This window comes from Sphingomonas sp. TREG-RG-20F-R18-01, from assembly GCF_022662475.1.
Classification (GTDB): Bacteria; Pseudomonadota; Alphaproteobacteria; order Sphingomonadales; family Sphingomonadaceae; genus Sphingomonas.
Genome location: NZ_JAKNQQ010000004.1, coordinates 379,966 through 405,787 on the forward strand (window position 1 = coordinate 379,966; position 25,822 = coordinate 405,787).

The window sequence follows — 25,822 nt, forward strand, 5'->3', positions numbered from 1 at the left end:
GCTAACAACAGAAGGGTGGTTAGCGGCTATCCCCGGCGCTTATGGCCGGGGATAGCACCAACCCGAAGCTTACTCCGTGCCGCTGCCGGGCTCCGCCATCTTGCGATGCTGCTCGGCAACGAACGAAGGGGGCAAGACGCCCGTGGCCGCGACCTGCAGCTTGTTCGACAGTCCCGAGACGATGCTCCCCTTGCCCGCGAACAACGCCTCCCAGCCGTCCTTCGCGACCTTGGCCGGATCACTCTTGCTGTCGCTCTGGCCGACGCTGGTGTCGTTCATGCCGGCGCGGTCGAAGAATTCGGTCTCGACCGGGCCGGGCATCAACGTCGTGATCGTGACGCCCTTCGACTCCTTGATCTCGTTGCGCAAAGCCTCGGTCCAGTTGTCCACGAACGCCTTGGTGCCGTTGTACACCGCGTTGAACGCGCCCGGAATGTAGCCTGCGACCGACCCGGTGACGAGGATCTTGCCATCGTCCCGCGCGACCATGTCCTTGAGGACGCGCTGGATGAGATAGACCGTGCCCGTGATGTTGGTGTCCACCGAGCGCCGCCACTTGGCGACGTCCTGGTCGAGGAACGCGCCACCGGTGCCGATCCCGGCATTCTCGCACAGCAGATCGACCTGACGGCCCCCGGTGGCATCGAGCAACTGGTCGACGCCTTCGATCGACGACAGGTCGGCGTTGACCGACTGGACGTCAGTGCCGAACTGCTTGAAGTCGGCGGCGGCGGAATCGATCAGCGCTTCGTTCGCGACGACGATCAGGTCGTAGCCGTCCTTCGCCGCGATGGTGGCGAGTTCGAAGCCGATCCCGGTCGATGCGCCGGTGACGATTGCGAGTTTGTTGGCCATGTTGGTCTCTCCTGAAATATGGGTCAGAGCGTGGGCGCGAGGCCGGGCTTGAGGACGACCTTGGTCACCTCATTCTGGTTGTCGTGGAACATCTTGTAGCCCTGCGGGGCTTCCTCGAGCGACAGCCGGTGCGAGATGAGGAAGGTCGTGTCGATCTTCTCCTCGAGGATGGCGGCGAGCAGTCCGGGCAGGTAATGCTGGACGTGGGTCTGCCCGGTCTTGAGCGTCAGGCCCTTTTCCATGAACGCGCCGAGCGGGAATTTGTCGACGAACCCGCCGTACACCGCAGGCATCGAGACACGGCCACCCTTGCGGCAGGCGTAGATCGCCTGACGGATCGCGTGCGTGCGATCGGTGCCGAGGAAGGTCGACTTCTTGATCTGATCGATGACGTTGTCGACGAAGAAGCCGTGCGCTTCCAATCCGACGCTGTCGATCACGGCGTCGGGACCGATTCCGCCGGTCATCTCCATCAGCGCGTCATAGACCGCGGAATCCTCGAAGTTGATCGTCTCCGCGCCGAACTTCTTCGCGAGTTCGAGACGGCGCGGGAAGTGATCGATCGCGATCACGCGTTCGGCCCCCATCAGGAACGCCGACTGCACCGCGAACAGCCCGACCGGGCCGCACCCCCAGACCGCGACGGTATCGCCGGGTTCGATGTCGGCATTCTCCGCCGCCATCCAGCCGGTCGGCAGAATGTCCGACAAGAACAGCACCTTCTCGTCGTCGATCCCCTCGGGAATGACGATCGGGCCGACGTCGCTGAACGGCACGCGGACATATTCCGCCTGGCCGCCCGCATAACCGCCGGTCATGTGGCTGTAGCCGAACAGCCCCGACATCGGCTGGCCATACAGCGTCTGCGCGATGTCCTGATTGTCTGCGGGCAAACCGTTGTCGCACGCCGAATATTGGTGCTTGCCGCAATGATAGCAGCTGCCGCACGCGATGGTGAACGGGACGACGACCTTCTGGCCCTTCTTGAGCGTCGATTTGGGGCCGATCTCGACGACTTCGCCCATGAATTCATGGCCGAGGATGTCGCCCGACTGCATGGTCGGGATATAGCCGTCGTATAGATGCAGGTCGGAGCCGCAGATCGCGGTCGCGGTGATCTTGATGATCGCGTCGCGGGGGTTGATGATTTCGGGATCGTCGACGGTGTCGACGCGGACGTCGTGACGGCCGTGCCAAGTCAGCGCGCGCATCAGGCCTTCTCCTCTTCATATTGTTTGCGCGTCTGCGCGGCGGTGGCGACTTCGCCGGTTTCCATCAATTGCTTGAAGCGGCGCAGGTCGCGTCGCGCCTGGATCGCAGGTTCGCGCTGGAACAGCTTGGCGATCAGCTTGCCGACGACACCCGCGGGCGGATCGTACAGCAGCGTCGCGGTGACGATGGTGCCGCGCGCGCCCGCATCGCGGAAATCGACGCGACCGCTATTGTCGATGTCGGCACCGGGCTCGGACGCCCAGGCGACATACTCGCCATCGACTTCGTCGGTGACGACCGAATCCCATTCGACCATCTTGCCGCCGGGGGCTTTCACCACCCAATGCGACCGCTTCGCGTCGAGCACGTCGATCCGCTCGACATTGTCCATGAACGTCGGGAGATTGGTGAAGTCGCGGAAATAGGCAAAGAGTTCGGCACGCGGCCGGTTGATCGTGACCGCGCGGCCGACGACCGAATCGCCACGCTTTTCGAGCAGCGAGTCCGTCATCGCCTCGACCGCGGCAGATGTATGTTTGGATGCGGATAACGGGGCATCGTCGGTGGTGACGTCTGGCATCGGGCCCTCCTGGGTTGCGGTGTCGTTAACGCGCCGGGGGGGCGGGGCGGTTCCTGCGAAAAGAGGATAACCTCGATCAGGTGCGACGATCCGGTCGTTGTCCGCGCCGGTTGAGCGAAGCGCCAAGGGGGGCCATATGACAGGCATGACCGCAGCCCCGATCACCGAACTCAACGACCGTGCGCGGGACATCTTCCGGGTGGTGGTGGAGAGCTATCTCGACACCGGCGCACCGATCGGGTCGCGCGCGATCGCGCATCTGTCGGGGCTCAACCTGTCGCCCGCGTCGATCCGTAACGTGATGCAGGATCTCGAGGAACTCGGGCTGCTCGCGGCACCGCATACCAGCGCTGGGCGGATGCCGACCGAGATCGGGCTACGGCTGTTCGTCGACGGAATGATGCAGGCGCTCGAACCCTCTGCCGAGGAACAGGCGGCAATCGCGGCGCGGCTGACGCACGCCGGCCCGGTCGAGGAAGCGATCGCGGCGACGACTGCCGCGCTTTCGGGTCTGTCGGCATGTGCGGGGATGGTGATGGTCGCCAAGCGCGAACTTGTGTTGCGGCAAATGAGCTTCGTGCCGCTGTCTGCGGAACGCGCGCTCGCGGTGCTGGTCGGTGCGGACGGGTCGGTCGAGAATCGCGTGATCGCGTTGCCGCCGGGTCTCCCGGTGTCCGCGCTGGTCGAGGCGGGCAATTACATGAGCGCGATGCTCGGCGGGCTGACCATCGACGAGGCGCGTGCGCGGATCGAGATCGAGATGGCCGACGAGCGCGCCGAACTCGACGGTGCCGCGCGCACGTTGATCGAGCGCGGGCTCGCGGTGTGGAGCGAGGATGGCGACCGCCGCCCGGTGCTGATCGTGCGCGGGCAGGCGCGGCTGATCGACGATGCCGCCGCCGCCGACCTCGAGCGCGTTCGCGATCTGCTTGATGATCTCGAGGGGAAACAGGACATTGCGCGGCTGCTCGACAATGCTGCGGCAGGGGATGCGACCCGCATCTTCATCGGGGCGGAGACCAAGTTGTTCGCGCTGACGGGGTCCTCGGTGATCGCCAAACCGTTCCGCGGGCTGGACGGTCGCGTGGTCGGAGTGGTCGGGGTGATCGGCCCCACGAGGTTGAACTATGCGCGCGTCGTGCCCATGGTGGATTATACCGCCGCGACACTCGCGCGCTTGATGGGTTGAACACGGGATTTTTGGACGACATGAGCGATAACGACACCAACCAGGCCCAGGATCTGCGCGAGGAAACCGCCGCAGCCGCTCCCGAGGTCGCCGAGCATGACGCCGCCGACGCGCGGTTCGAGAAGCTCGAGGCGGAACTCGCCGAATCGAAGCAGGCAGTGCTCTATGCGCACGCCGAGGCGCAGAACATCCGCCGCCGCGCGGAGAAGGAAACCGCTGATGCGCGCGCCTATGCGTCGACCGCGTTTGCGCGCGATCTGCTGTCGGTCGCGGACAATCTCGCGCGCGGGCTCGATGCGATCCCCGCCGAATTGCGCGACGACGAGAAGATGAAAGGGCTCGTTGCCGGACTGGAAGCGACCGGTCGGGAGCTCGAGGCGGTGTTCCAGCGCCACGGCATCACCAAGATGACGACGATCGGCGAGAAGCTCGATCCGAATTTCCACCAGGCGATGTTCGAACTGCCGAGCGACCAGCCGGCGGGGACGGTCGTCCAGGAAATGCAGTCGGGCTACATGATCAAGGACCGGCTGTTGCGGCCGGCGCTCGTCGGGGTCGCGAAAGCACAATAGACCCTTGCGGGATCGCGCGGTCTGGGAGCCTCGAACGGGGACTCAGACCTGCGCGATCGTCCGTAAATGATCGATCCGCTGCTGGACGACGTTTTCGAAACTATGGTCCTGGCTGACTTGCCCGGCCGCGCGGATCATGTCCGCGAGCGCAGGACGATCCGCACTCAACCGCGCGACGGCGCGCGCCAGCGCGCTCACATCGTCCATCGGCACGGTAACGCCGACGTTGCCCAGCGCCGCGATGCCCCGGAAGGCGGCATTGTCGTACCCCACGATGGGCACGCCGCAGCTGAGCGTTTCCATATAGGTACAGGACGGATCGGCCTGACGATGCGTGCAGACGAACAGATCGGCGGTCTGTTTGAGCGTCGGCACCAGCGTTTCGTCGAACGGCACCGCGCCGTGCAACCGCACCTTGTCCCCCAGGCCGCTCTGCGTCGCCGCGTCCTGCATGGCGGCGCGCAACGGGCCGTCGCCGAAGATGTCGAGCACAAAGGGCGTCCCGGTCCGCTGGAGCGCTTCGGCGAACGGCACCAGATGGTCGACGCCCTTGATCCGCGCCAGTCGACCCGAAAAGGCGAGCCGGATCGGCGCGCCCGCTAGGACCTGCGCGACCTTCCGGTCGATCTCCGCCGGCGACGCTTGCTGGCTGCGGGTCATGCGCGTGTCGAAATAGCGCATCGGCGCCTCGGACAGGTGCTGGTAGCTGTCGAACGCCGGACTGCCGTTGGCCTGAAGCCCGGCGGCCTGCTCGAACGCACGGCGACGGTCGCGTTCGCGCAGCACCATCCAGGCCATCGACTTGGCGGTGCGCAGCGTCAGCCCCTGGCTCAGTCGAAGGATGCGCAGCCGCGTGACGAGCGTATTCTCGATGATGAACACGGTCGGCGTGGCGGTCACGTCGGGGATCGCCAGATCGCCGTAGCTGTCGCCAGCGGCCAGCACGATCGCGGCGTCGTCGAAATCGGCGCGATTGCTGTCCGGGGCGTCGCCACGGGCAACCACGTCGAACGGGAGGTCCGCCGCGTCATACGCCTTGCCGAAGACGATCTGCGACCGATCCCCCCTGCGCATCAGGCAGCGCACGCGTCCGGGCCACAAGGCCGCGTAGCGCTTCAGTCCGTCGACCGCCTTGATGTCGAGATAGAATCGCGATCCGTCCATCGCGAAGGGAACGCTGGGCGTAACTACCAGGGTCTGCGAACTCAACCTCGTGCTCCAATACGCGATCACGAGCGCGCTCGACGCCATTTGTGGCGCGAAGTCAACAGGCGCAGCGTCGAATCCTGCACAAATTGCCGCGAATTGCGCAGCGCGCACCCGTGGTCTCGCACGATCCGCGAAGTACACTGCGGGTCATTTCCGCGACGACGGTCATTCGAACTGCGAAACGACGCGCGGTGCGAACCAGCAACCGGATCACTTTATGACAATACTGTCACATCACGATCGGTATTTGACTGATCGATATTTCGGATGACGCTGGTCACGCCCCGTTAACCTTGATGCGCAACACCCTATTCCTTGGCGGGGGCAAGACGCAGTAGCGGGAGGGGACCCCACCGCGAGCGCTTCGCGCCGACGATCCTATGGGCGCTCCAGCGCCACGTGCGCGATGATGTCGGCATAGATTCGAGTCAGCCCCGCCAGATCCTCCAGCGCAACCGCCTCGTCGAGCTTGTGCATCGTGGCGTTGAGCAATCCGAATTCGACGGTCGGACACAGGGCGGACAGGAACCGCGCGTCCGACGTTCCGCCGGTCGTCGACAATTCGGGGACGATCCCGGTCTGCCGCTCGATCGCCGCCGCGACCAGCGTCGAGAGCGGCCCTGGCTCGGTCAGGAATGCCTCGCCCGAGATGCGCGCGGTAACGGTCGCGGCGGGATCGTGCCGCGCGACCAGCGCTTCGATCCGCGCGACCAGCGCCGCGCCATTCTGTTCGTCGTTGAACCGGATGCTCAGCCGCGCCTCGGCCCGCGCGGGAATGACGTTGGTGGCCGGGTTGCCGACCGTGATGTCGGTCACTTCGATGTTCGACGGCTGGAACCAGCGATTGCCCGTGTCCAGGACGATCGTCTCGATCTCGCGCAGGATCGCGATCAGGCGCGGGATCGGATTGTCGGCAAGGTGCGGATAGGCGACATGCCCTTGCCGACCGGCGATGGCGATCCAGAGATTGACCGATCCGCGCCTGCCGATCTTGATCGTATCGCCCAGCCGATGCGCGGACGTCGGCTCTCCGACGAGGCACAGGTCGGGTGCGATGCCACGGGCGCGCATGCGATCGATCAGCGCGCGCGTTCCGAAGATCGCGGGGCCTTCCTCGTCGCCGGTAAGGATGAGGCTGAGCGGGGCGCCGGGCGCTTCCGGGATCGCCGCGATGAACGCCGCAATCGCGCCCTTCATGTCCACCGCGCCGCGCCCCTGCAACAGGCCCCCGCGCGTCGTCGGGGTAAAGGGGTCGTCGGTCCAGCCCTGACCCGGGGGAACGACATCCAGGTGCCCGGCGAAGGCAAGATGCCGCCCCGTACCCGCACGCGTCGCCAGCAGGTTTTCGACGGGACCGTCCGGCGCTTCGCCGGCCACGAACCGGTCGATCGTGAACCCCAAGGGTACCAGCGTATCGGCCAGCACGTCGAATACCGCGCCGGTGGCGGGGGTGACGCTGGGGCAGGCGATCAGCGCTGAGGCGAGCGCGACGACATCGGCGGAATAAGGAGACTGCATGCCGTCCGGCATCGCCCAAGCGCGCATCGCATTCAATCCCCCGGGACGGTCGCGGGAAAAAAGCACCGCTGACCAGACCCGTCGGCCCTGCTTACAGGTGCGAAAGGCGTTAACGATAAAGGCGCGCGGAATTGCTGAACTGGCACAGCTTTTGCGAAGCCTGTGCTCGAGAAGTACGGTAATTTCTGGAGTAAAGTGAATGACTAAGGCCATCCTGTTCGCTGCCGCCGCCACTGCCATGGCGCTCGTTTCGACCGGCGCGAACGCCGCTGCCAACCTCGTCAGTGCAGCGGTGACCGGCTCGAACGGCTCGACTGTCTGGAACACCACGAGCGCGACCGGTTTCTATACGGTCTTCCTGCAGCAGCCGTACGGCAAGATCATGAACCCCGAAGGTCAGGCGATCAACGATCCGACCGAGGCGGGCCTCAACAGCTTCACGATCAACGGTGACGGCTGGCCGATCGGCGGCACCACCGATTCGGACCCGAGCTACACGATGACCCTGAAGTTCGCCGACGGCGCGACGATCTCGGGCATCTACCAGAAGGGCATCAGCGGCGTCCTCGACGCGACGTCGTCGACGGTCGGCGACACGACCTATACCTTCACGGGCTTCGCCTGGGATCGCTCGCACGCGGACAACGTCAGCGGGAACAAGGCCGTCGCGGGGGGCGACACCAGCGATTACGCCGGCCAGTTCTCCTTCTCCGCAGTCCAGAGCGCAGTTCCCGAGCCCACCACCTGGGCGATGATGCTGGCCGGCTTCGGCATGATCGGCCTGGGCCTGCGGTCGCGCCGCAAGGAGCAGGCGAAGGTCGCCTACGCCTGATCCACGCGCGCTGCGCACGCTGAAAGGCCGTCGGTCCATGCGGACCGGCGGCCTTTTCGTTGGCCTGTCCAAACGACCGAAATGCGTCAGGCTGGCAGGCGCAACCTCGAAACGATGGTGCCGAAGCGCGATCTCGCGCAAATCCCGCAAACCAACGCGACCGGCTATCCGCCGCCGTTCGATAGCGCGGTGGCGGGCCGTCCGTACCGCCGCCTGACGCCCGTACGCGTCACGGCCGGCGACCATGGTGACGTGGGCGGGCGGTGCTTGCGGTACCCTGGCGGCCCCGGCCTTCGCCGGGCTGACGGCTGGTGGCGGTTCGGGGCTGGCGAACGCGCTCGTCACCCCGGCGCAGGCCGGGGCCGTTGTGATGGGGGCAGCCGGTGTGTGCGGCGCCTTCGTGCGCCCAATGCGAAGGCTGTGCACGGACCCCTAGTCTGCTGTTTTCCCGCGAATGCGGGAATCCAGGGCCGGGCAAAACAACAGCTTACGGCTCTCGCAACGCCTGGGCTCCCGCCTCCGCGGGGGAACACCTATGGTCTTGCAGAGGTCTCGCCTTTGCCGGAGTGGCGGCCAAGGGGCCGTTGCGATGGAGGCAGCCGGTGTGGGCGGCGTAGCGGCGGCCCCGGCTCCGGTAGAGCTAGGCCGTCGTAGCGGGTTGCTCGAACTGTTCGATCACCCATTCTTCTTCCTGCGCCTGTGCGATCCAGTCCTGCACGAACGGGTGATGCAGCACGGCGTCCATATACCCGTTCGCGAAGCGCGCGATGGGCAGGCCGTAGGTAACGATCCGCGTGACGACCGGCGCATACATAATGTCCGCCGCGCCGAACGCGCCGAACAGGAAGTCGCCGTCACCGCCGAAGCGGGCACGCGCCTGCGCCCACAGTTCCATGATCCGCTGCAGGTCGGCGAGGACATCGGCATCCGGGGCGACCGGCGGGAAAATCTGGCGGACGTTCATGCTGTGCTTGCGGCGCAGCGCGGTGAAGCTCGAGTGCATTTCCGCCGCCATCGACCGCGCCATCGCGCGCGCCGCATCGTCCGCCGGCCAGAACAGGTCGCGGCTGGTCTTCTCGGCGAGATATTCGACGATCGCGAGGCTGTCCCACACCACCGCATCGCCGTCCCACAGGATCGGCACCTTGCCCGAGGACGGCGCGAACTCGTCGCCCTCGCGGCGCTTGTCCCATTCCTCGTCGTAGAGCGGGACGACCGCTTCCTCGAACAGCAGGCCCGACTGCTTGCACGCGAGCCAGCCGCGCATGGACCAGGACGAATAGGCCTTGTTGCCGATGATCAGTTTCATGCGCCCTGCCTAAGCGAGCGCCGGACGGCGCGCAACGGCGCAATCCCGGGTGGTATCCCCGGGACCGATCCCGCATGACGCACCGCATGAGTCGCAACATCCCCCATCTCGTCCGGCTGGTCTCCATCGTGTGGCGGCGGCGCGGGTCGCGGCGGGCGGGGGAACAGCTCGGGCGGCTGCGGCGGCGGATGGCGACGGGCGTGGGCGCGGTGTTGCTCGGGCTCGCGGCGCTGGCGTTTGCCGGCGTGAGCGATCGGGCGCAGGCCGCCTTCGCGGCGTTCGTCGTCCGCTGGCCCTATGCGCCGCTTGCGCTGACGCCGGCGGTGTTCGTGCTGGTGGTGTGGATCACGCGGCGGTTCGCGCCCTATGCGCGCGGCTCGGGCATTCCCCAGGTGATCGCGGCAAGCCGTGCGCCCGAATCGCGCGCGGCGGCGGCGCTGGTCTCGCTGCGGACCGCGGCGGCCAAGCTGGTGCTGACGGTGGTGATGCTGCTCGGTGGTGCCTCGGTCGGGCGCGAGGGGCCGACCGTGCAGGTCAGCGCGGCGATCATGGTCAAGGTCCACCGCTACTTCCGCGTGCCGATCACCGCGGGCGTGCTGATCGCGGGCGGCGCGGCGGGCGTGGCGGCGGCGTTCAACACGCCGCTCGCGGGCGTCGCCTTCGCGATCGAGGAACTCGCCGCCGCCTATGAACAGCGCGTCGCGGTGCTGGTGATGGGCGCGGTGATGATCGCGGGGCTGACCAGCCTCGGGATCGCGGGGGATTACGTCTATTTCGGTGCGATGCACGCGACGCTCGGGGTGAGCGCGGTGCTGACGCTGACCCCGGTCGCCGGCGTTCTCGGGGGTGCCGCCGGGGGGGCCTTCTCGCGATTGGTGCTGGGCTTCGCGACGACACGGTGGCGACCGGTCGCCGCCGCGCGGTCCCGGCCGATGCTGTTGGCGCTCGGATGCGGACTGGTCGTGGCGGTGCTCGGCATTGCGACCGGGGGCGGCACCTGGGGGACGGGCTATGGCGCGACCCGCGCGCTGGTCGAGGGGACCGGGCAGTCGCAATGGTTCGGCCCGGCCAAGTTCCTGGCAGCACTGGCGACGACGCTGAGCGGCGCGCCGGGCGGGATCTTCGCGCCGTCGCTGGCGGTGGGGGCGGGGCTGGGCAACCTGCTGACCGGGCTGTTCAGTGCCGAACCGGCGGGCGCGGTCGTGCTGCTCGGGATGACGGCATATTTCGTCGGGGTGGTGCGCGCGCCGCTCACCGCGGTGATCATCGTGATGGAGGCGACCGCCGCGCGGGGGATGATTCTCCCGTTGTTCGCGACCGCGCTGATCGCGGATGCGGCGAGCACGCTGGTATGCCGCGAGCGGCTGTATCATGGGCTCGCCAAACCGTTCCTCGCGCTGGTCGAGGACAAGCGCGACTGAGCGGCGGGTGACGGAGCTGGTCGGTGCAGAACCGTCGTGCACCGTTCTCCCGCGAAGGCGGGAGTCCAGGGGTCGCTAGCCCTGACAGCGGTTGGTCTGCGCTGCTCTGGGTTCCTGCTTTCGCAGGAACACGGTAACGCGCATCCGGCTTCCCTCGGTTTCCCTGTTCGCGCGGCTCCGCGTGGCTTATGCTCGCCATACACGGGGAGGCCTTTTGATGACCAAGCGTACGTTCGATCCCAGATTCCTGCCGATCACCAGCGCCGTCGCGACCGCGTTGCTGGCGAGCGGCTGCGGTCCCTCGACCGACGTCGCGCGGTCCGACGTCGCGGTGTGCCGTGATGCGAACGGGGTGCGCACGGCGGACGCCAATTGCGCGCGCAGCGGTGGCGGGCACGGTATGAACGGTGCGATCATGGGCGCGGCGGCGTGGTACTACCTTTCGCGCGGCAGCGTCGTTCCCGCGATGGGACGGCCGCTCGCGGGCGGGTACATGTCGCCGCGCGCCGGGACGAGCTACGCCCGCGCATCCGCCGCCACCGTCTCGCGCGGTGGCTTCGGCATGAGCGCGCGCGGCGGTGGCGGGGGCGGCGAGTGATGCGCCGGATCGACACCACCCCGCGCGCTGACTGGCAGGCGCGCGTCGAAGCGCTCGGGCTCGTCTGGCACACCGCCGACGGCAAGCCCTATTGGGACGAGAGCGCGTGCTACATCTTCACCCCCGCCCAGATCGCGACGATCGAGGCGGCGAGCGCCGACCTGTACGAGATGTTCATCGCAGCGGGGCAGCATGTGCTCGACCGCGAACTGTTGAGCGACTTCGGCGTTCCCGCCTTCTGCCACGATGCGATTCACGACTCCTGGAACGCCGAGCCGCCCGCGCTCAATTTCGGGCGGTTCGATCGCCGCTATGACGGGATCAATCCGCCCAAGCTGTTCGAATTCAACTGCGATACCCCGACCTCGCTGGTCGAGGCGGCGGTGATCCAGTGGGACTGGAAGGAAGCGGTCTTCCCGAATGCCGACCAGTATAACAGCCTGCACGACACGCTCGTCGCCAAATGGCGCGACATCGCGCCACCGCCGGGGAGCAGCGCGCTGTATCTCGCGCACGTCGCCGATGCGGCGGGGGAGGATAGCGTCACCACCGCCTATCTCGCCGATACCGCGCGGGACGCCGGGATCGAGACCCGGCTGATCGAGTTGAAGGACCTCGGCTGGGACAGCGCGGGGCGGCGGTTCGTCGATCTCGACAACATGCCGATCGACGCGATCTTCCACCTCTATCCGTGGGAGTGGCTGGTGAACGAGCCGTTCGGCAAGGATCTGGTCGAGAGCCTCGGGACGACGCTGTGGATCGAGCCGATCTGGAAGATGCTGTGGAGCAACAAGGCGATCCTCGCGGTGTTGTGGGAGCTGTTCCCGGATCATTCCAATCTGCTCGAGGCACGGCGCACGCCGCTCACTGGAGATCACGTCCGCAAGCCGCTGCTCGCGCGCGAAGGCGCGAACGTGACGCTGGTGCGGGGCGGGGCGACGCTCGCTGAGACCGCGGGGGACTATGGCGCGGAAGGCTTCGTCTATCAGGCGCTGTACGACCTGCCCGGCAGCGGGACGCAGCGCCCGGTGATCGGTGCGTGGATGGTCGATGGCGCGCCCGCCGGCATGGGGATCCGCGAGGACGGGCCGATTACCGGCAACACCGCGCGCTTCGTGCCGCACATCATCGAGGCATAGCCATGGCGGAGCACGCCTTCACCGCGCGGATCGGCTGGACCGGGAATCGCGGCGACGGGACGCGGCGCTACCACGGCTATGACCGGAAGTGGGAGCTGGTGACGCCCGCCGGCGTCGCCCTGCAATGTTCGAACGATCCGCGGCTGGGCGGCGACCCGGCGCTGCCCAACCCGGAGGACATGCTGCTCGCAAGCCTCGCTGCCTGCCATATGCTCTGGTATCTGCATCTGGCGAGCGCCGCGGGGATCGTGGTGACCGATTATGCGGACGATCCGCTCGGCGTGGCGGAAAGCGCGCCCGACGGGACCGGGCGGTTCGTCAGGGCAGTGCTCCGCCCGCGCATCACGCTCGCGGCCGGGAGCGATGCTGCGGCGGCGGATGCGATTCATGCGCAAATCCATGCGCATTGCTTCATCGCGCGCTCGGTGGCGTTTCCGGTGGACCACGCGGCGACGTATAGCGTGGCGTGAGCGACGGGTGCGCATCTGCAGCGCGTCCCGTGGGCTGGGAAGTGCTTTCCCCTTCTCCTTCCTCTGCCGCTTCCTTTGCTGCTTCCCCGGCGTAGGCCGGGGCCCAGTAGCGAGCGGTGAGTCGCGGAGGACTGCCCGCGGCAACCACCACCTTTGCTACTGGGCCCCGGCCTCCGCCGGGGAGGAGGTAAAAAGGAACGGCCAGGTCGGCAGGCGCGGTCGCGGCGATGGGATTGCGGCGTGACGCGTCCGGCCCTCAGCGGCGGCGGCGATACCCGTCGAACTGGGTGCTCTCGAACGACACCACCGCCCCGGCATTGTCGCCCAGCGGAATCGCCGCGACGCCATAGGCGCTGCGGTAGCCGTTCGTCCCGATCGCGGCACCCACCTCGCCGTGAATACCGAGCGCGCCCTTGCCGGATTGGTCGCGTTCGCCGCGCGCGATGGCGGCGCTTTCGACCGTATTGCTGTCGAGGATCGCGTCGCGCTCGGCGTCGCTCAGGCGGATCGTGTCGCCTGGCGGGGCGGGGGTGGTTTGCGCGGAAGGCGCCGGGTCGTTGCTTTGTGCCAGCGCGGCGGCGGGTACGGCGACGATGCTCGCGATCGCCAGCAGGACGGGGCGGAGGGGCGGTGGCATCTTGCGGGTCATCCAGCGGGTATAGGGCAGGATGCGGAGGACGTCTAATCTCGGCGAGCGATCCCGCTATTGCTGCACTTCCCCGGCGGAGGCCGGGGCCCAGTAGCGAAGGTTGCTGTAACAGGGTGCTGCGCTCACTTACGCAACGCCCGTTCCTGGGCCCCGGCCTTCGCCGGGGAGGTTGTAGGAAGGGGAGGTGGTAGCGGCGCACGGGCCGTCTGGGACGAACGCATCCTTAGCGCCTCAGCGGATTGCCTTGATCACCCGCCGTGCGGAGTTTGGGGGTGCCAACGTCCGCGAACGGTCCGTCCTCCCTTCACTTCCCCGGCGGAGGCCGGGGCCCAGTAGCGAAGGTCGTGGTAACAGAGTGTTGCGCTCACTTACGCAACGCCCGCTCCTGGGCCCCGGCCTGCGCCGGGGAGGTTGTAGGAAGGGGAGGTGGTAGCGGCGCACGGGCCGTCTGGGACGAACGCATCCTTAGCGCCTCAGCGGATTGCCTTGATCATGCCCGTGCGGAGTTTGGGGGTGCCAACGTCCGCGAACGGTCCGTCCTCCCTTCACTTCCCCGGCGGAGGCCGGGGCCCAGTAGCGAAGGTCGTGGTAACAGGGTGCTGCGCTCACTGATGCAACGGCCGCTCCTGGGCCCCGGCCTTCGCCGGGGAGGTTGTAGGAAGGGGAGGTGGTAGTGGCGCACGGGCCGTCTGGGACGAACGCATCCTTAGCGCCTCAGCGGATTGCCTTGATCACCCGCCGTGCGGAGTTTGGGGGTGCCAACGTCCGCGAACGGTCCGTCCCCCCTTCACTTCCCCGACGGAGGCCGAGGCCCAGTAGCGAAGGTCGTGGTAACAGGGTGTTGCGCTCACTTATGCAACGGCCGCTGTTGGGCCCCGGCCTTTGCCGGGGAGGTTGTAGGAAGGGGAGGTGGTAGCGGCGCACGGGCCGTCTCGGACGAACGCATCCTTAGCGCCTCAGAGGATTGCCTTGATCACCCGCCGTGCGGAGTTTGGGGGTGCCAACGTCCGCGAACGGTCCGTCCTCCCTTCACTTCCCCGGCGGAGGCCGGGGCCCAGTAGCGAGGGTCGTGGTAACAGGGTGCTGCGCTGACTTACGCAACGCCCGCTCCTGGGCCCCGGCCTTCGCCGGGGAAGTAATATTGGAGGGAACCGCCAGGGCGGCGGGCCCCCGCCGCTCAGCTGATCGCTTCGATCACCGCCGCGCGCAGTTCGGGGATGCCCAGCCCGGTATCGCTCGACGTCACCAGAATGTCCGGATGCGCCGCCGGCCGCTTGCGGGCTTCCACCGCGGTCGCCTCGGTCACTTCGGCGAGGTCGCTCGCCTTGATCTTGTCCGCCTTGGTCAGCACCATGCGGTAGCTGACCGCCGCCTTGTCGAGCATCTCGAGGATCTCGCGGTCGACGTCCTTGATGCCGTGGCGCGAGTCGATCAGCACCAGCGCGCGCTTCAAGACGTCGCGCCCGCGCAGGAAGTCGTTCACCAGGAAGCGCCACTTGCGGACCATGTCCTTGGGCGCCTTGGCAAAGCCATAGCCAGGCATGTCGACGAGGCGGAACGTCAGCGGCGTGCCGACGTCGAAGAAGTTGAGCTCCTGCGTCCGCCCCGGCGTGTTCGACGTGCGCGCGAGCGAGTTGCGATGCGTCAGCGCATTGAGCAGCGACGACTTGCCGACGTTCGAGCGACCGGCGAACGCAACTTCGGGCACGTCCGCATTGGGCAGGAACTCGAGCGCGGGCGCGGACTTCAGGAAGGCCACCGGCCCCGCAAAGATCTTGCGCGCCGCCTCGATCGCTTCGGGTTCGAAACTCATGCCTTGACGACCTTCGTGGCAGCGGGCTCGCGCATGCCCGGGTGACGCGCATACAGCAACCGCTGCTGCGCGACGGTCCACAGGTTCGACGTGATCCAGTAAACCTGCAGCCCGACCGCGAACGGCGCCATCACGAACATCAGCACCCACGGCATCAGCGCGAACACCTGCTTCTGGGCCTCGTCCATCGGCGCGGGGTTGAGCTTGAACTGGAAGAACATCGACACGCCGAGCAGGACCGGCACGATCCCGATCGCAAGGAACGGCGGCAGATGGTACGGCAGATAGCCGAACAGGTTGAGGATCGTCGCAGGGTCGGGCGCGGACAGATCGTGGATCCAGCCGACGAACGGCTGGTGCCGCATTTCGATCGTCAGCAGCAGCACCTTGTACAACGAGTACATGATCGGGATCTGGATCAGCGTCGGCAGGCAGCCCGCGAGCGGGTTGACCTTCTCGGTCTTGTAAAGCGCCATCACTTCCTGCTGCTGGCGCGCCTTGTCGTCCTTATACTTTTCCTGGATCGCCTTCATTTTCGGCTGGATCGCCTTCATCGCCGCCATCGACGCGAACTGGCGCTGCGCGATCGGGAAGATCAGCGTGCGGATCGTGACGGTAAGCAGGATGATCGCGACCCCGAAGTTGCCGATCATGCGGAACAACCAGTCGAGATATTTGAAGATCGGCTTCTCGACGACCTCGAACCAGCCCCAGTCGATCGCCTTGCCGAAGTGGCGGACGCCGAGGCGATCCTCATAGCGGTCGAGCGTGTTGGTTTCCTTGGCGCCCGCGAACAGCTTGGCGGTGGTGACCAGCGCCTTGCCCGGCGCGACGACGCGCGGGGCGAGCGTGAAGCCGGCCTGGAAGGTGTTGCCCGTGGCGGCGGTGAAGCCGGCATGGACGGGGGCGTTGGCATCGGGGATCGCGGCGGCGAGCCAGTATTTGTCGCCGAAGCCGACCCACCCGCCATTGCCGTCGAACATGTTCTCGCCGGGCTTGGCGCCGCTGCCCCAGATCTTGCCGAAGAACGAGGCGTCCTTGCCCTTCAGATTGTCATAGGTGATGTCGTAGGTCGCGCCCTTGTCGAACACGCCGATCGGGCCGACGTGGTTGGTCCAGGTATCCGCCTCGGTGCCGACGCCGGTGCGCGAAATCAGCGAATAGGCACGCAGCGCGATCGGCGTCGCGCCCCCGTTGGCGGCGACCTGACGGACCGTGAACATGTACTTGTCGTCGATCGCGACGGTCAGCGCAAACCGCTGGCCCTGCGGGTTGGCGTAGCTGAGCGTGACCGGCTGGCCCGGGCGCAGCACGTTGGACGAAGCCGTATAGACGGTATCGCCATTGGGGACGGTGACGCCGTCGCCCGACCAGCCGAAGCCGGCGTAATAGGCGTCCTTGGTCCCGCGCGGGGAGAACAGCCGGATCGGGGGCGAGCCCTTCGCGACCGTTTCCTTATATTGCGACAGCGTCAGATCGTCGATCCACGCGCCCTTCAAATTGATCGACCCGTTGAGCTTTGGCGTCTCGATCCGGACGCGCTGGCCCGCGCTTTCGCGCAGCACGACGTTGCGGTCGCGGACTGCCAGCGCGCCGTCCGCGGCGGGGCCGGTCGAGGTCTCGAGCGCCTTCGACTTGCCCTTGACGACCTTGGTCGCGGGCGGGTTCGCCGCGGGGAAGAACTTCTGGGTGAGGAAGTTGCTGCCGAGCAGAATGATCGCGGCAAAGAGCGCGAAGAGGATGAAATTCTTGCTGTCGTGCTTCACGCGAGTCGTATCCGTTCGTCGATCAGGGTTTCGGCGATCATGGGACCGGGTCGGGTCCGTACCCGCCCCAGGGATGACACCGCGCGATTCGTTTCGCGGCCAGCCATCCGCCCTTCAGAGCGCCATAGCGGCGAACTGCGGTAATTGCATAGCTGGAACAGCTTGGCTGGAAGCGGCAGCTTGGCGGGAGCACCGCCGACGGGCCGATCTGCCAGCCGCGCGCGACGAGGATCAGCGCGCGGGCGAGGAGGGTGGGGCGCGGTTCGCACATCAACGACCGCCGTCGGGTCGGGGAATGCTCACCGCACCACCTTGGCCAGCGCCTTGGTCAGTTCGCTGCGCATCGCCGCGTAATCGCGTTCGATCCCGCCGCTGCGGCCGATCAGCACGTGATCCGCGCCTTCGACTCCGGCGACCGGCAACAGCTCACGCGCCAAGGCACGCAGCCGACGCTTGAGCCGGTTGCGGATGACGGAATTGCCGACTTTCTTGGTGACGGTAAAGCCCACGCGCATCGCCGGGGAACCATCGTCGCGCCGCCGCATCAACAGGACGAATCCCGGCATCGGCGCGCGTTTCCCCGCGTTCGCGGCGAGGAAATCGGCGCGGCGCGCCATCGTCTCGATGGTCGCGCCGCGGAGATCCCGGTTTACGCCGACAGCTTCTTGCGGCCGCGGTTGCGGCGGGCGCGAATCACGTTGCGGCCACCCGGGGTCGCCATGCGCGAGCGGAACCCGTGGCGGCGTGCACGCACCAGATTGCTCGGCTGAAAGGTCCGCTTCATCGTTCATTCCCTAGGACTGCAAACAGAAAAGGGCCGCCACGCGGACGGCCTCGTAAGCGGTCCCCCTAGGCAAAAAGGGCGCGCTAGTCAATCACGCGCCACGGTGATTGCGCGATCGCGTGCGCGGCGCCGCGCCGCACTCTGCCGCCTCAGCCCCATGTCGGCATAATGGCCGACCTTCGGCCATCGTCGCTTGGCCTGGACGAACCGCTTCTTCGCCCACAGCGAATTCTGCAACAGCAGCGCAAGACCGGCCGCGAACACGAAGATCCCGCCGGGCCCGGGAATCGCGCCGACGATCGGCGCGGCGAGGACGAGCACCACGCCGACCGAGAACAGGGTGAGCCGGAGCATCGGATGGCGCGTGGACTGCATCGCCACAGCATGTGGGAAGCCTGACGCGCTTGGCAAGGCAGTGGACTTCGTGTCGGCGTCCGTTAGGCCCGGGAACAGGCCCGGGGGGGAACGAATGGTCGCGAGCGTGTCGACGGTGGCATATCTGGGTCTGGAGGCGCGCGCCGTCGAGGTGCAGGTCCAGCTGATTCCCGGGTTGCCCGCCTTCAACGTGGTGGGGCTCGGCGACAAGGCGGTCGGCGAGAGCCGGGAGCGGGTGCGCGGCGCGATCGCCGCGATGGGGCTGGCGCTGCCGCCCAAGCGGATCGTGGTCAATCTCTCCCCCGCGGACCTGCCCAAGGAAGGCTCGCATTTCGACCTGCCGATCGCGCTGGCGTTGCTCGCGGCGATGGGGATCGTCGATGCCGAGGATTTGGCGGATCATGTCGTGGTCGGCGAGCTCGGGCTTGACGCGCGGATCGCGCCGTCGCCCGGGGTGTTGCTCGCGGCGTTGCATGCCTCCGAGCTCGGCAAGGGGCTGATCTGCCCGGTCGCGCAGGGGGCGGAAGCGGCATGGGCGGGACAGGGCGTGCTCGCCGCGCCCGACATCCTGTCGCTGATCAACCACTTCAAGGGACACGGCCTGCTGGCCGCGCCGCCGCCGGGGCAGGCCGAGCCGATCGTACCCGGCCCCGACCTGCGGCAGGTGAAGGGGCAGGAGACCGCCAAGCGCGCGCTCGAGATCGCGGCGGCGGGCGGGCACAACCTCATCATGGTGGGGCCGCCGGGCTCGGGAAAGTCGCTGATGGCGTCGTGCCTGCCCGGCATCCTCCCGCCGCTCGATGCGGCGGAGGCGCTCGAAGTCTCGATGGTCGCGAGCGTCGCGGGGACGCTGACCGGTGGAAGGCTGACGCGCGCGCGACCGTTCCGTGCGCCGCACCACTCGGCGTCGATGGCGGCGCTGGTCGGCGGCGGTGTGGCAAAGGACTGATCTATTGCATCGGGGAGAGACTAATTGCAGTGGCACGGGCGGAATCTGTCGTTCGTGTCGTACTTTGAAGCAAACGCTGTAAAAAACAGCGAGCCTTCGCAGAAATGCTCGTCAGGATGATAATCTCGCAGCGTTTCCACTGCGTATCGTTCCAGCCGGATCTGAAAGGGCGGGTCAGCATCCCCTGTTAGCCAATTTATTGCGTCCGGGAATTCGGCCTGCGCGACGTCTTGTAGATCCTGAAATTTCTGGCAAGCCATTGTTTCCGTTTATGCGGTGCAAGCATCTATATATCGGGGCGTAAGAAACACCATATTGCAAACACAGTTCGCTGACAGTCGATTTGCCACTGCAATACGCTTCAAATATTGAAAGCTGCTCCTCATCGGATAAGGCTGAACCGCGGATGAGCAGCCGTGCCGAGGATCTGCGCATTTTAGCATAATGTGAATGAGTTGCGCTCCGCATAATTTCCTTGCGGAGATCGTCAACTTGTTCCCGCATCGAGATCGTGGTGCTGCTCTCTGCAAAATGAACAATGATTCTTTTGGAAACAGCTTTTTTCAAGCGATTGATGAGTTCTTCTGAATCAAGTGACAATGACTCATACCGTGCAAAAGCCAGGGAGCTGCCTGCTGGCGTTCTCATCAATTCTCTAAATGCTAGTTCCCTATGAAATTGATCATAACAACTATCACTGGGCCTTTTGATTACGAGCGATCCGCAGCCAAACCTATTTAGAAGGACGGCCTGTCGGGTAACATCCCTTGGTGACGCACCCCAAATATAACCAGTTATGTCAGCAGAGAACGACTTATCCGACGGATAGGGCAGTCGTTCTGTAGATGTAAATGTGTGTTTGTGCATTTGGGCTAAATCGGCTTCAGTGACGTCTACTATTTTCCGCAAAAGAGTCTCTGGACAAGCGAAGTCGATCTCAGAGTCTTTGCATACTGGCCAACCAAGGGCTTCAAGAAGGCACTTAGTGCTTCCGAAACCAAGGTCTATCGAGACCCGTTTGAGCCAACTCGAAATCATTTCGTCTGCTGCTGGTCGCGAAAAACCGTTCTTGTCATTCATGTTTCGGTTCCGAGTCGAATGCAAAGCTGAGGTCGTTACATCAGGGTATACCGTGGGTAAACACACTGCGCTGAACAATTCCGCTGTTCAATCAGGGTTGTTCACATATAGATTGAACACCCCGCACAAACGGTCTAGAACCTGATTGAACAGATGAGGTTCAGATGACGTTTTTCGGTTATGCACGCGTTTCGACCTCCGAGCAGGATCTGGGTATCCAGCAAAGCGCTCTGCGCGCCGCTGGCTGCCAGACTATCCGATCGGAGAAGAAGTCGGGGAGCGGACGCGGCGCGCGAACCGAGCTGCAAGTCCTGCTCGATTTTCTTCGTGAAGGAGACACGCTGGTGGTGACCCGTATCGACCGGCTCGCCCGGTCAATGAAGGATCTGCAAGATATTGTGCATGAGCTGAAAGGCAGGGGGATTGGGCTTAAGGCGACGGAACAGCCGATCGATACCAGCACTGCTGCCGGAAAGGCATTTCTCGATATGCTCGGCGTATTTGCAGAGTTTGAGACAAACCTTCGGCGAGAGCGGCAACTTGAAGGTATCGAGGCCGCAAAGGCGAGGGGCGTCTACAAGGGCGGCAAGGCGCGCATCGATCCCGATGCGGTTAAAAAGCTGATCGCCGACGGTATGAAGCCCGCCCATATCGCACGCCAACTCGGAATTTCTCGAGGTACCGTGTACAAGTTCGTTTCCAAGCCCACCTCGGAAATGGCCACATAGGAATAGGTCTGCTTTTCGTAATCTTTGGTGGATTACGGTCTGTCCGCTTTCAGGCGCTCAGAAGGCGTAAGCGGACGCTCATTCAAGGATCTCGCTTCGGCAGCAATGCGCTAATGCCGGTCGTTCACCATCCCTCTGGATCTGCCCGAAAGCTGCCATTTTATGCAGAATGAGACGCGGGCATATATCAGTCTGGATGCTAGGGTGGTCAGCTCGCTCGGCGGCGCGTTTGCAATGAGAAGGGCTCATTAGCACGCGGCTAGGCGCGTCTGCGCCGGCGAAGGAAGGAAGAACGTTGGTTAAAATGAAAGCCGATCGTGAGTGATCAGCTCGACCAGACGATCGTCGCTCGCGACGGCCGCATACTTCTGTTCAGCTGCCAGCGCTTCATCGATGACATCGTCATGGGTAATGGCTGTTTGATCTGCGGGGCCTTCCCGCACGACAAGCAATTCAACGACGAGCACATCGTCCCGCGTTGGCTACTGAAGCGCTACAACCTTTTCGACAAGACGGTCATACTGCCCACTGGCGAGCATCGTCATTATCGCAGCTATACGGTTCCGTGCTGCGTCGAATGCAACAGCCTTCTAGGGGTGCAGGTGGAAACGCCAGTCTCCCAATTGTTGGACGGGAAATTTGAGGATTTGGTGCAGCGCCTCGACGAGGCGAACCTGAGGCTCCTATTCACCTGGTTGTCGCTGCTCTTCTTCAAGGTCCACCTCAAGGACCGCACCGTAAGGGTGCACAAGGATCGCCGGCTTGGCCACGAGGTGATCGGAGACATCTACGACTGGGGCGACATGCACCACCTGCATGCCGTCGCGAGATCGCCATTCACTAAGGCAAGCCTGATGCCGGAAACGATCGGCTCGCTACAGATCTTCGAGATCGACGGCGCGCTTTCGAGCGATGGCTATGATTATCTCGACTTCACCTTCGACCAGACGCTGATCTGTCGGCTCGGCCGGATCGGCATCGTCGCTACCTTGAACGATTCCACCGCAGCGGAAAGCGCGTGGTCCGAGCGTCTGGACCTTATCGAGGGACCGATTTCGGAGCTGCAACTGCGCGAGGTCGGGGCGATGTTCGCGGTCGCCAACCGCAATCTGATCAGCCGACCGACGTTCATGTCATTGGTCCACGACAAGACCACCGTCATGATCGCTGGCACCCGGCCTCCGCTCAAGCTCAAGGAATTCGATCCGGAAGGTTTCGGTCATGCGCTGCTGTTCGCAGTCCGAAACTTCGTGGACGCTCGTGCCATAAGCGTGAACGGCACGCGCGACCCTAAGACGGTCGCTGCCGCTATCGAGACTGGATATGTCAGATTCCTCACGATGGATGGCAAATTCATTCCGCCTGCGGCCAATCAGGACGCCGGCGGCTGATGCCTACGGAGTATCCTCGGGCGCACCACGAAGACCGGCTAGAACCGCAAACCGCATGAGAGCGCCTGCCCCACCCGCCTCGGCTTGACTTCCACAGGGTGCCACGTTGTTCTGCGCGCGTGACATCTCTCCGTCCGAACCTTGTGAAGCGCATCGACCGACTACCGAAGCCGACGTCAGTCGCGGCGGCGATGCAGCCGCTGTTCGAGGCGATCAGCAACGCCATCCATTCGACGCAGAACAAGTTCGGCGAGTCGGTGACGACGAACGGTCGTGTCGTCGTGACGGTGAACACAAATCGCAAGAAGGAGGGTGTCTGGACTACGGTTGAGGATAACGGGCTTGGCCTCGACGAACGAAATTGGGAGGCCTTCACGACGACAGACACTGACAACAAGCTCGCCATCGGCGGCAAGGGCGTCGGCCGCCTGTTGTGGCTGGACTGTTTTCAAAAAATCGACGTGAAGACAGTCTTCCAGGATGACGATCGTTTGGTGAGCCGGAGCTTCGGGTTCCGTCTGGCGAACGACGATCAGATCGAGGGCTATGTCGAAACACCCGCGGCCTCCGATGCGGGGACTTCTTTCCACGTCCGCTTCGAGGGCCTGCGCGACAACGGCTACCAAGCTTGTTTTCCCGGGCGTGACAGCTTCGTCTTTCAGCATCTAACGTCCCATTTCCTGCCGACGTTCATCGGCGGAAGGTGCCCGGCGGTCACGGTCTACGTCGGCGACGAGACGCGCCACTATCCCGGCGACATCGACAAGATCGTGCATCGCAAGGAGGCCGGGATTGAACTGGTCACAGAGGAGTACGGCAAACTGCTCCTCACCCTCATGGAATGCGATAAGGTGGCGAGCGCCGACCTGAAGGGATCGCATTTTGTCCACTTCATCGCGCACGATCGGACCGTCTATTCGCAGAGCATCGACGGCAAGCTGGGACTAAAATACTTCGGACCCGGTGGGGACCGCGTGTTCCACGCGATCCTGACAGGCGAGTTTCTCGACCGGAACGTGAACCAGGAACGGACCGCCTTCATGTTCGAGGATGTTATCCTCGATCGCATCATCAACGATGTCTGCACCGTCGAAATCGAGCGCTTTCTGGAGGAGCCGCTGGCCGAGTTGAGCGGAGAGCAACGAGGCATCATCCAGGAGATCACGCAGTCATATCCATCGGTGGCCTTCGGGAGCACCGAGGAACTGCAGGCGAAGCTGCCTTCTGGTGAACTCAATGACGACGCGATCTACGGGCATCTGTCGCGGGAGCGCTTCAGGCGTGACCAGCGCCAGGCCGAGAAGATCAGGTCCGTCCTCAATCGGCTAAAGGATGGCGCCGTCACCGTGGATTCTTTCGCAGCGGCGGTGAGCGAGGCTGGCCAGGCGATTGAGGACGCCGAGCAGCGCAGCCTCGCCGAGTACATCATCCGCCGGAAGGTCGTTCTCGATTTCATCGAGATACTGATGCAGAAGGTCCGCGACGACACGCGCGACAGCTCCTACCAGCGCGAGGACGTGCTGCACTCCTTCATCTGCCCGTTACGTGTGAACACGCTCGAAGATGGGACCAAGAAGGTGGCACCCGCGAGCTCGCACGACCTGTGGATCGTCGATGAGCGCCTCACCTTCGCGCAATATTTCAGCTCCGATGTCGAATTCAGCGCCCTGTCAGCCGCGACCGACAGCGACGAGCGGCCTGATGTGCTCATCTTCGACTACGTCCATGGTCTTCGCCAAGTCGAGGAACCGTCGAAGGTGCTGCTGATCGAGTTCAAGCGCCCCGGACGGACCAGCTATGCGGACGACGAGAACCCGCAGCTGCAGGTAGAGCGCTATGTCCGCCGGCTGCAATCGGGCACCATGACAGATGTAAAGGGCCGTCCGATCAAGCTCGATGACCGCACCGTGTTCCACTGCTTCGTCGTCGCCGACATTGTCGGCAAGCTAGACGACTGGACGTACACATGGCAGCGGACTGCGGACGGGCGTGGACGGGTCTATCAACCGCGCGACGGGTTTCTTGGTTCGATCGAACTTGTCGGCTGGGATACGCTTCTGGGCGACGCACGGGGGCGCAACCAGGCTTTCTTCGATCGCGCCGGGATTTCCGGGAAAAGCTACTTCAGCACCGACTAGCGCCCTTTCACAGGCTCTCCCGCCAGGGCCCTAGAACTCTTGCAGTCTAACTGATCTGTCGCAACGAATGGCGGCATTCTCAGCTGCGTGACCCGAAACCTGCGATTCAACTACCGGCCTAGGAATTGATGGGCGGCTCCGACGCGACGCGTCGGGCGTCAAGCTAGCCGGCCTTGGGCTTCTTATTTATGAGCCAGGCGAACCCTCCAAGCCGCCGCCATTTGACGCAGTGCGAGACGAGCTGGCCGAAGAGTCCGAGCACGAGCAGGCCGACGACCGCGACGTTGACGACCGCAAGGGCCTTCGCATCGTCGAATGTACAAGCCTTCCTCATGCATCGACCCACCTCCTGCAGGATCGGGGCAATCTGGTGGAGCAGGATCAAGAAAGTGGTGATCGCAGTTGCGAGCAGCGGCAGCGACCGCGTGAACAGCACCCATCGCACAGTGGCCCGCGATTCACCGTCGTTCGCATTCCCGCCGATGTTGGGTTTAAGCGCAAGCGCTGCTGCGACATCCGCTTGCCAAACGACGAATAGCACCGCGAGGCTCGCTGCAACGAGCGTCGCGGCGACAAGTACCTGATCAAGATTGCCCGCCTCAGCCGCCATTCCCGCGCTCGGCAAGAGGGGTAAGTACCTTGATCAGATATTCTTTGGAGGCGGGGTCCATCCCGTAGAGACTGGCGCTATCCTCTGTCAGTCGAACAAGTGTCATCGGTTCATCGGCTCCGCGGAGCAGATCGTTGAGTTTACGGACCATGGCCACGTTATCAATCGAGACGAAATGTTTGCCTGCTTTCGCGCCTTCGTCCGGTTTCGCTGCGGTGACGTAGGCCAAGAGTGCTGCGTTGTAAATTGGCCCGACGCTGACATCGTGTTTCGCTGAGACATTCTGAACAAGGGTCGCGGCGCCGGTCGTGGTCATCTTGAACAGACGGCCGAGCTCTGCCGGCTTGGGGATTGCGCCGAGGCCGTGGCGAATGATCGCAACCAAACGGGGTTCGCGTACGTCAGTCGCACTGGTGATCGGCGCGGCGCCGGTGAACATCTCGATATATTCGTGGGCCGCGGCCTTTACGTAAGGCCCGAGCTTCGCGCCGAGTTCCCCTTCCGTGCACCCGAACAAGTCGCGCAAGACGCGCACTGTCGCATCGTCGAGCTGTAGGTCGGTCGTGATCTTCACATCTGCCATGACGATAATCTATCCGTTTTGCCGAAATGCGCAGCCTGACAAGCGTCCTAGC

The 25,822-nt window shown here is 64.7% G+C and carries 26 protein-coding genes and 2 pseudogenes; 12 read left to right on the forward strand and 16 right to left on the reverse strand.

Annotated elements, in window-relative coordinates:
- Window positions 1-69: 69 nt before the first annotated feature.
- Genes L8K25_RS13965 through L8K25_RS13975 form a run of 3 tightly spaced genes read right to left on the reverse strand, consistent with a single transcriptional unit; the run spans window position 70 to window position 2,647 of the window.
- Window positions 70-855: an SDR family NAD(P)-dependent oxidoreductase gene (locus L8K25_RS13965; protein WP_242139589.1), complete on the reverse strand. Its 786-nt coding sequence runs from the start codon at window positions 853-855 to the stop codon at window positions 70-72.
- A gap of 23 nt (window positions 856-878) precedes the next feature.
- Window positions 879-2,066 (reverse strand): zinc-dependent alcohol dehydrogenase, encoded by a 1,188-nt coding sequence (locus L8K25_RS13970; protein ID WP_010215963.1) that lies wholly within the window; start codon window positions 2,064-2,066, stop codon window positions 879-881.
- Window positions 2,066-2,647, reverse strand: a complete 582-nt coding sequence (locus L8K25_RS13975) for an SRPBCC family protein (protein ID WP_242139590.1) — start codon at window positions 2,645-2,647, stop codon at window positions 2,066-2,068. Before L8K25_RS13975 ends, L8K25_RS13970 begins: the two co-directional genes overlap by 1 nt.
- Window positions 2,648-2,792: 145 nt before the next feature.
- On the opposite strand from L8K25_RS13975, the gene hrcA reads away from it, so the two are divergent.
- On the forward strand, window positions 2,793-3,836 hold the full coding sequence (hrcA, locus tag L8K25_RS13980; RefSeq protein ID WP_242139624.1) for a heat-inducible transcriptional repressor HrcA: 1,044 nt from the start codon (window positions 2,793-2,795) through the stop codon (window positions 3,834-3,836).
- A gap of 20 nt (window positions 3,837-3,856) precedes the next feature.
- The gene (gene grpE / locus L8K25_RS13985; RefSeq protein ID WP_242139591.1) at window positions 3,857-4,408 is read left to right on the forward strand and encodes a nucleotide exchange factor GrpE; all 552 of its coding nucleotides are present in this window, start codon (window positions 3,857-3,859) and stop codon (window positions 4,406-4,408) included.
- Between the two features lie 42 nt (window positions 4,409-4,450).
- On the opposite strand, the gene L8K25_RS13990 is transcribed toward grpE, so the two are convergent.
- Complete coding sequence (locus L8K25_RS13990) at window positions 4,451-5,617, reverse strand: glycosyltransferase family 4 protein (RefSeq protein WP_242139592.1); 1,167 nt, start codon at window positions 5,615-5,617, stop codon at window positions 4,451-4,453.
- Between the two features lie 378 nt (window positions 5,618-5,995).
- Window positions 5,996-7,135: a succinyl-diaminopimelate desuccinylase gene (gene dapE, locus L8K25_RS13995; protein ID WP_242139625.1), complete on the reverse strand. Its 1,140-nt coding sequence runs from the start codon at window positions 7,133-7,135 to the stop codon at window positions 5,996-5,998.
- Window positions 7,136-7,334: 199 nt separating this feature from the next.
- On the opposite strand from dapE, the gene L8K25_RS14000 reads away from it, so the two are divergent.
- Together L8K25_RS14000 and L8K25_RS14005 are read left to right on the forward strand one after the other, a co-directional pair.
- Window positions 7,335-7,967 (forward strand): PEPxxWA-CTERM sorting domain-containing protein, encoded by a 633-nt coding sequence (locus L8K25_RS14000; RefSeq protein WP_242139593.1) that lies wholly within the window; start codon window positions 7,335-7,337, stop codon window positions 7,965-7,967.
- A 117-nt stretch (window positions 7,968-8,084) separates the two neighbouring features.
- Window positions 8,085-8,189: pseudogene (locus tag L8K25_RS14005) on the forward strand (transcriptional regulator); the annotation flags it as partial.
- 418 nt (window positions 8,190-8,607) lie between these two features.
- Here the strand turns inward: L8K25_RS14005 and L8K25_RS14010 are convergent.
- Window positions 8,608-9,276, reverse strand: a complete 669-nt coding sequence (locus L8K25_RS14010) for a glutathione S-transferase family protein (protein WP_242139594.1) — start codon at window positions 9,274-9,276, stop codon at window positions 8,608-8,610.
- A gap of 86 nt (window positions 9,277-9,362) precedes the next feature.
- Here L8K25_RS14010 and L8K25_RS14015 point away from each other — a divergent pair, with 86 nt between their 5' ends.
- From L8K25_RS14015 to L8K25_RS14030, 4 genes are all read left to right on the forward strand, one after another.
- Window positions 9,363-10,697: a chloride channel protein gene (locus tag L8K25_RS14015; protein WP_242139595.1), complete on the forward strand. Its 1,335-nt coding sequence runs from the start codon at window positions 9,363-9,365 to the stop codon at window positions 10,695-10,697.
- Window positions 10,698-10,914: 217 nt separating this feature from the next.
- Window positions 10,915-11,295 carry a hypothetical protein gene (locus tag L8K25_RS14020; protein ID WP_242139596.1) on the forward strand — a complete coding sequence of 127 codons (381 nt, stop codon included), beginning with the start codon at window positions 10,915-10,917 and terminating at the stop codon, window positions 11,293-11,295.
- Window positions 11,295-12,434: a glutathionylspermidine synthase family protein gene (locus L8K25_RS14025; RefSeq protein WP_242139597.1), complete on the forward strand. Its 1,140-nt coding sequence runs from the start codon at window positions 11,295-11,297 to the stop codon at window positions 12,432-12,434. The genes L8K25_RS14020 and L8K25_RS14025 overlap by 1 nt, the downstream gene beginning before the upstream one ends.
- A gap of 2 nt (window positions 12,435-12,436) precedes the next feature.
- The gene (locus L8K25_RS14030; protein WP_242139598.1) at window positions 12,437-12,904 is read left to right on the forward strand and encodes an OsmC family protein; all 468 of its coding nucleotides are present in this window, start codon (window positions 12,437-12,439) and stop codon (window positions 12,902-12,904) included.
- 256 nt (window positions 12,905-13,160) lie between these two features.
- On the opposite strand, the gene L8K25_RS14035 is transcribed toward L8K25_RS14030, so the two are convergent.
- From L8K25_RS14035 to L8K25_RS14065, 7 genes are all read right to left on the reverse strand, one after another.
- Window positions 13,161-13,541, reverse strand: a complete 381-nt coding sequence (locus L8K25_RS14035; protein ID WP_242139599.1) for a hypothetical protein — start codon at window positions 13,539-13,541, stop codon at window positions 13,161-13,163.
- A 1,189-nt stretch (window positions 13,542-14,730) separates the two neighbouring features.
- On the reverse strand, window positions 14,731-15,366 hold the full coding sequence (yihA, locus tag L8K25_RS14040; RefSeq protein WP_131527398.1) for a ribosome biogenesis GTP-binding protein YihA/YsxC: 636 nt from the start codon (window positions 15,364-15,366) through the stop codon (window positions 14,731-14,733).
- Window positions 15,363-17,132 (reverse strand): membrane protein insertase YidC, encoded by a 1,770-nt coding sequence (yidC, locus tag L8K25_RS14045; RefSeq protein ID WP_242139600.1) that lies wholly within the window; start codon window positions 17,130-17,132, stop codon window positions 15,363-15,365. The genes yihA and yidC overlap by 4 nt, the downstream gene beginning before the upstream one ends.
- Before the next feature lie 37 nt (window positions 17,133-17,169).
- On the reverse strand, window positions 17,170-17,403 hold the full coding sequence (gene yidD, locus L8K25_RS14050; RefSeq protein WP_242139601.1) for a membrane protein insertion efficiency factor YidD: 234 nt from the start codon (window positions 17,401-17,403) through the stop codon (window positions 17,170-17,172).
- Window positions 17,404-17,431: 28 nt separating this feature from the next.
- On the reverse strand, window positions 17,432-17,749 hold the full coding sequence (gene rnpA, locus L8K25_RS14055; RefSeq protein WP_010162953.1) for a ribonuclease P protein component: 318 nt from the start codon (window positions 17,747-17,749) through the stop codon (window positions 17,432-17,434).
- A gap of 32 nt (window positions 17,750-17,781) precedes the next feature.
- A complete protein-coding gene (gene rpmH / locus L8K25_RS14060) occupies window positions 17,782-17,916 on the reverse strand; it encodes a 50S ribosomal protein L34 (RefSeq protein WP_010162954.1) in 135 nt (44 codons plus the stop codon).
- 87 nt (window positions 17,917-18,003) lie between these two features.
- Window positions 18,004-18,270 (reverse strand): hypothetical protein, encoded by a 267-nt coding sequence (locus L8K25_RS14065; protein WP_242139602.1) that lies wholly within the window; start codon window positions 18,268-18,270, stop codon window positions 18,004-18,006.
- A gap of 115 nt (window positions 18,271-18,385) precedes the next feature.
- Here L8K25_RS14065 and L8K25_RS14070 point away from each other — a divergent pair.
- A pseudogene (locus L8K25_RS14070) lies at window positions 18,386-19,228 on the forward strand (ATP-binding protein); the annotation flags it as partial.
- A gap of 186 nt (window positions 19,229-19,414) precedes the next feature.
- On the opposite strand, the gene L8K25_RS14075 reads toward L8K25_RS14070, so the two are convergent.
- Window positions 19,415-20,320, reverse strand: coding sequence for a helix-turn-helix domain-containing protein (locus L8K25_RS14075; protein WP_242139603.1), 906 nt, complete (start codon window positions 20,318-20,320; stop codon window positions 19,415-19,417).
- Window positions 20,321-20,484: 164 nt separating this feature from the next.
- Between L8K25_RS14075 and L8K25_RS14080 the strand changes: the two genes are divergently transcribed.
- The 3 genes from L8K25_RS14080 to L8K25_RS14090 all read left to right on the forward strand — a co-directional run bounded on the left by L8K25_RS14080 (window position 20,485) and on the right by L8K25_RS14090 (window position 24,577).
- A complete protein-coding gene (locus L8K25_RS14080) occupies window positions 20,485-21,048 on the forward strand; it encodes a recombinase family protein (RefSeq protein ID WP_242139604.1) in 564 nt (187 codons plus the stop codon).
- A gap of 317 nt (window positions 21,049-21,365) precedes the next feature.
- Window positions 21,366-22,439: a hypothetical protein gene (locus tag L8K25_RS14085; RefSeq protein WP_242139605.1), complete on the forward strand. Its 1,074-nt coding sequence runs from the start codon at window positions 21,366-21,368 to the stop codon at window positions 22,437-22,439.
- 143 nt (window positions 22,440-22,582) lie between these two features.
- Window positions 22,583-24,577 (forward strand): ATP-binding protein, encoded by a 1,995-nt coding sequence (locus tag L8K25_RS14090; RefSeq protein ID WP_242139606.1) that lies wholly within the window; start codon window positions 22,583-22,585, stop codon window positions 24,575-24,577.
- A gap of 163 nt (window positions 24,578-24,740) precedes the next feature.
- On the opposite strand, the gene L8K25_RS14095 is transcribed toward L8K25_RS14090, so the two are convergent.
- Both L8K25_RS14095 and L8K25_RS14100 read right to left on the reverse strand, forming a co-directional pair.
- Window positions 24,741-25,187, reverse strand: a complete 447-nt coding sequence (locus L8K25_RS14095; protein ID WP_242139607.1) for a hypothetical protein — start codon at window positions 25,185-25,187, stop codon at window positions 24,741-24,743.
- Window positions 25,177-25,770, reverse strand: a complete 594-nt coding sequence (locus L8K25_RS14100; protein WP_242139608.1) for a hypothetical protein — start codon at window positions 25,768-25,770, stop codon at window positions 25,177-25,179. Before L8K25_RS14100 ends, L8K25_RS14095 begins: the two co-directional genes overlap by 11 nt.
- Window positions 25,771-25,822: the final 52 nt, after the last annotated feature.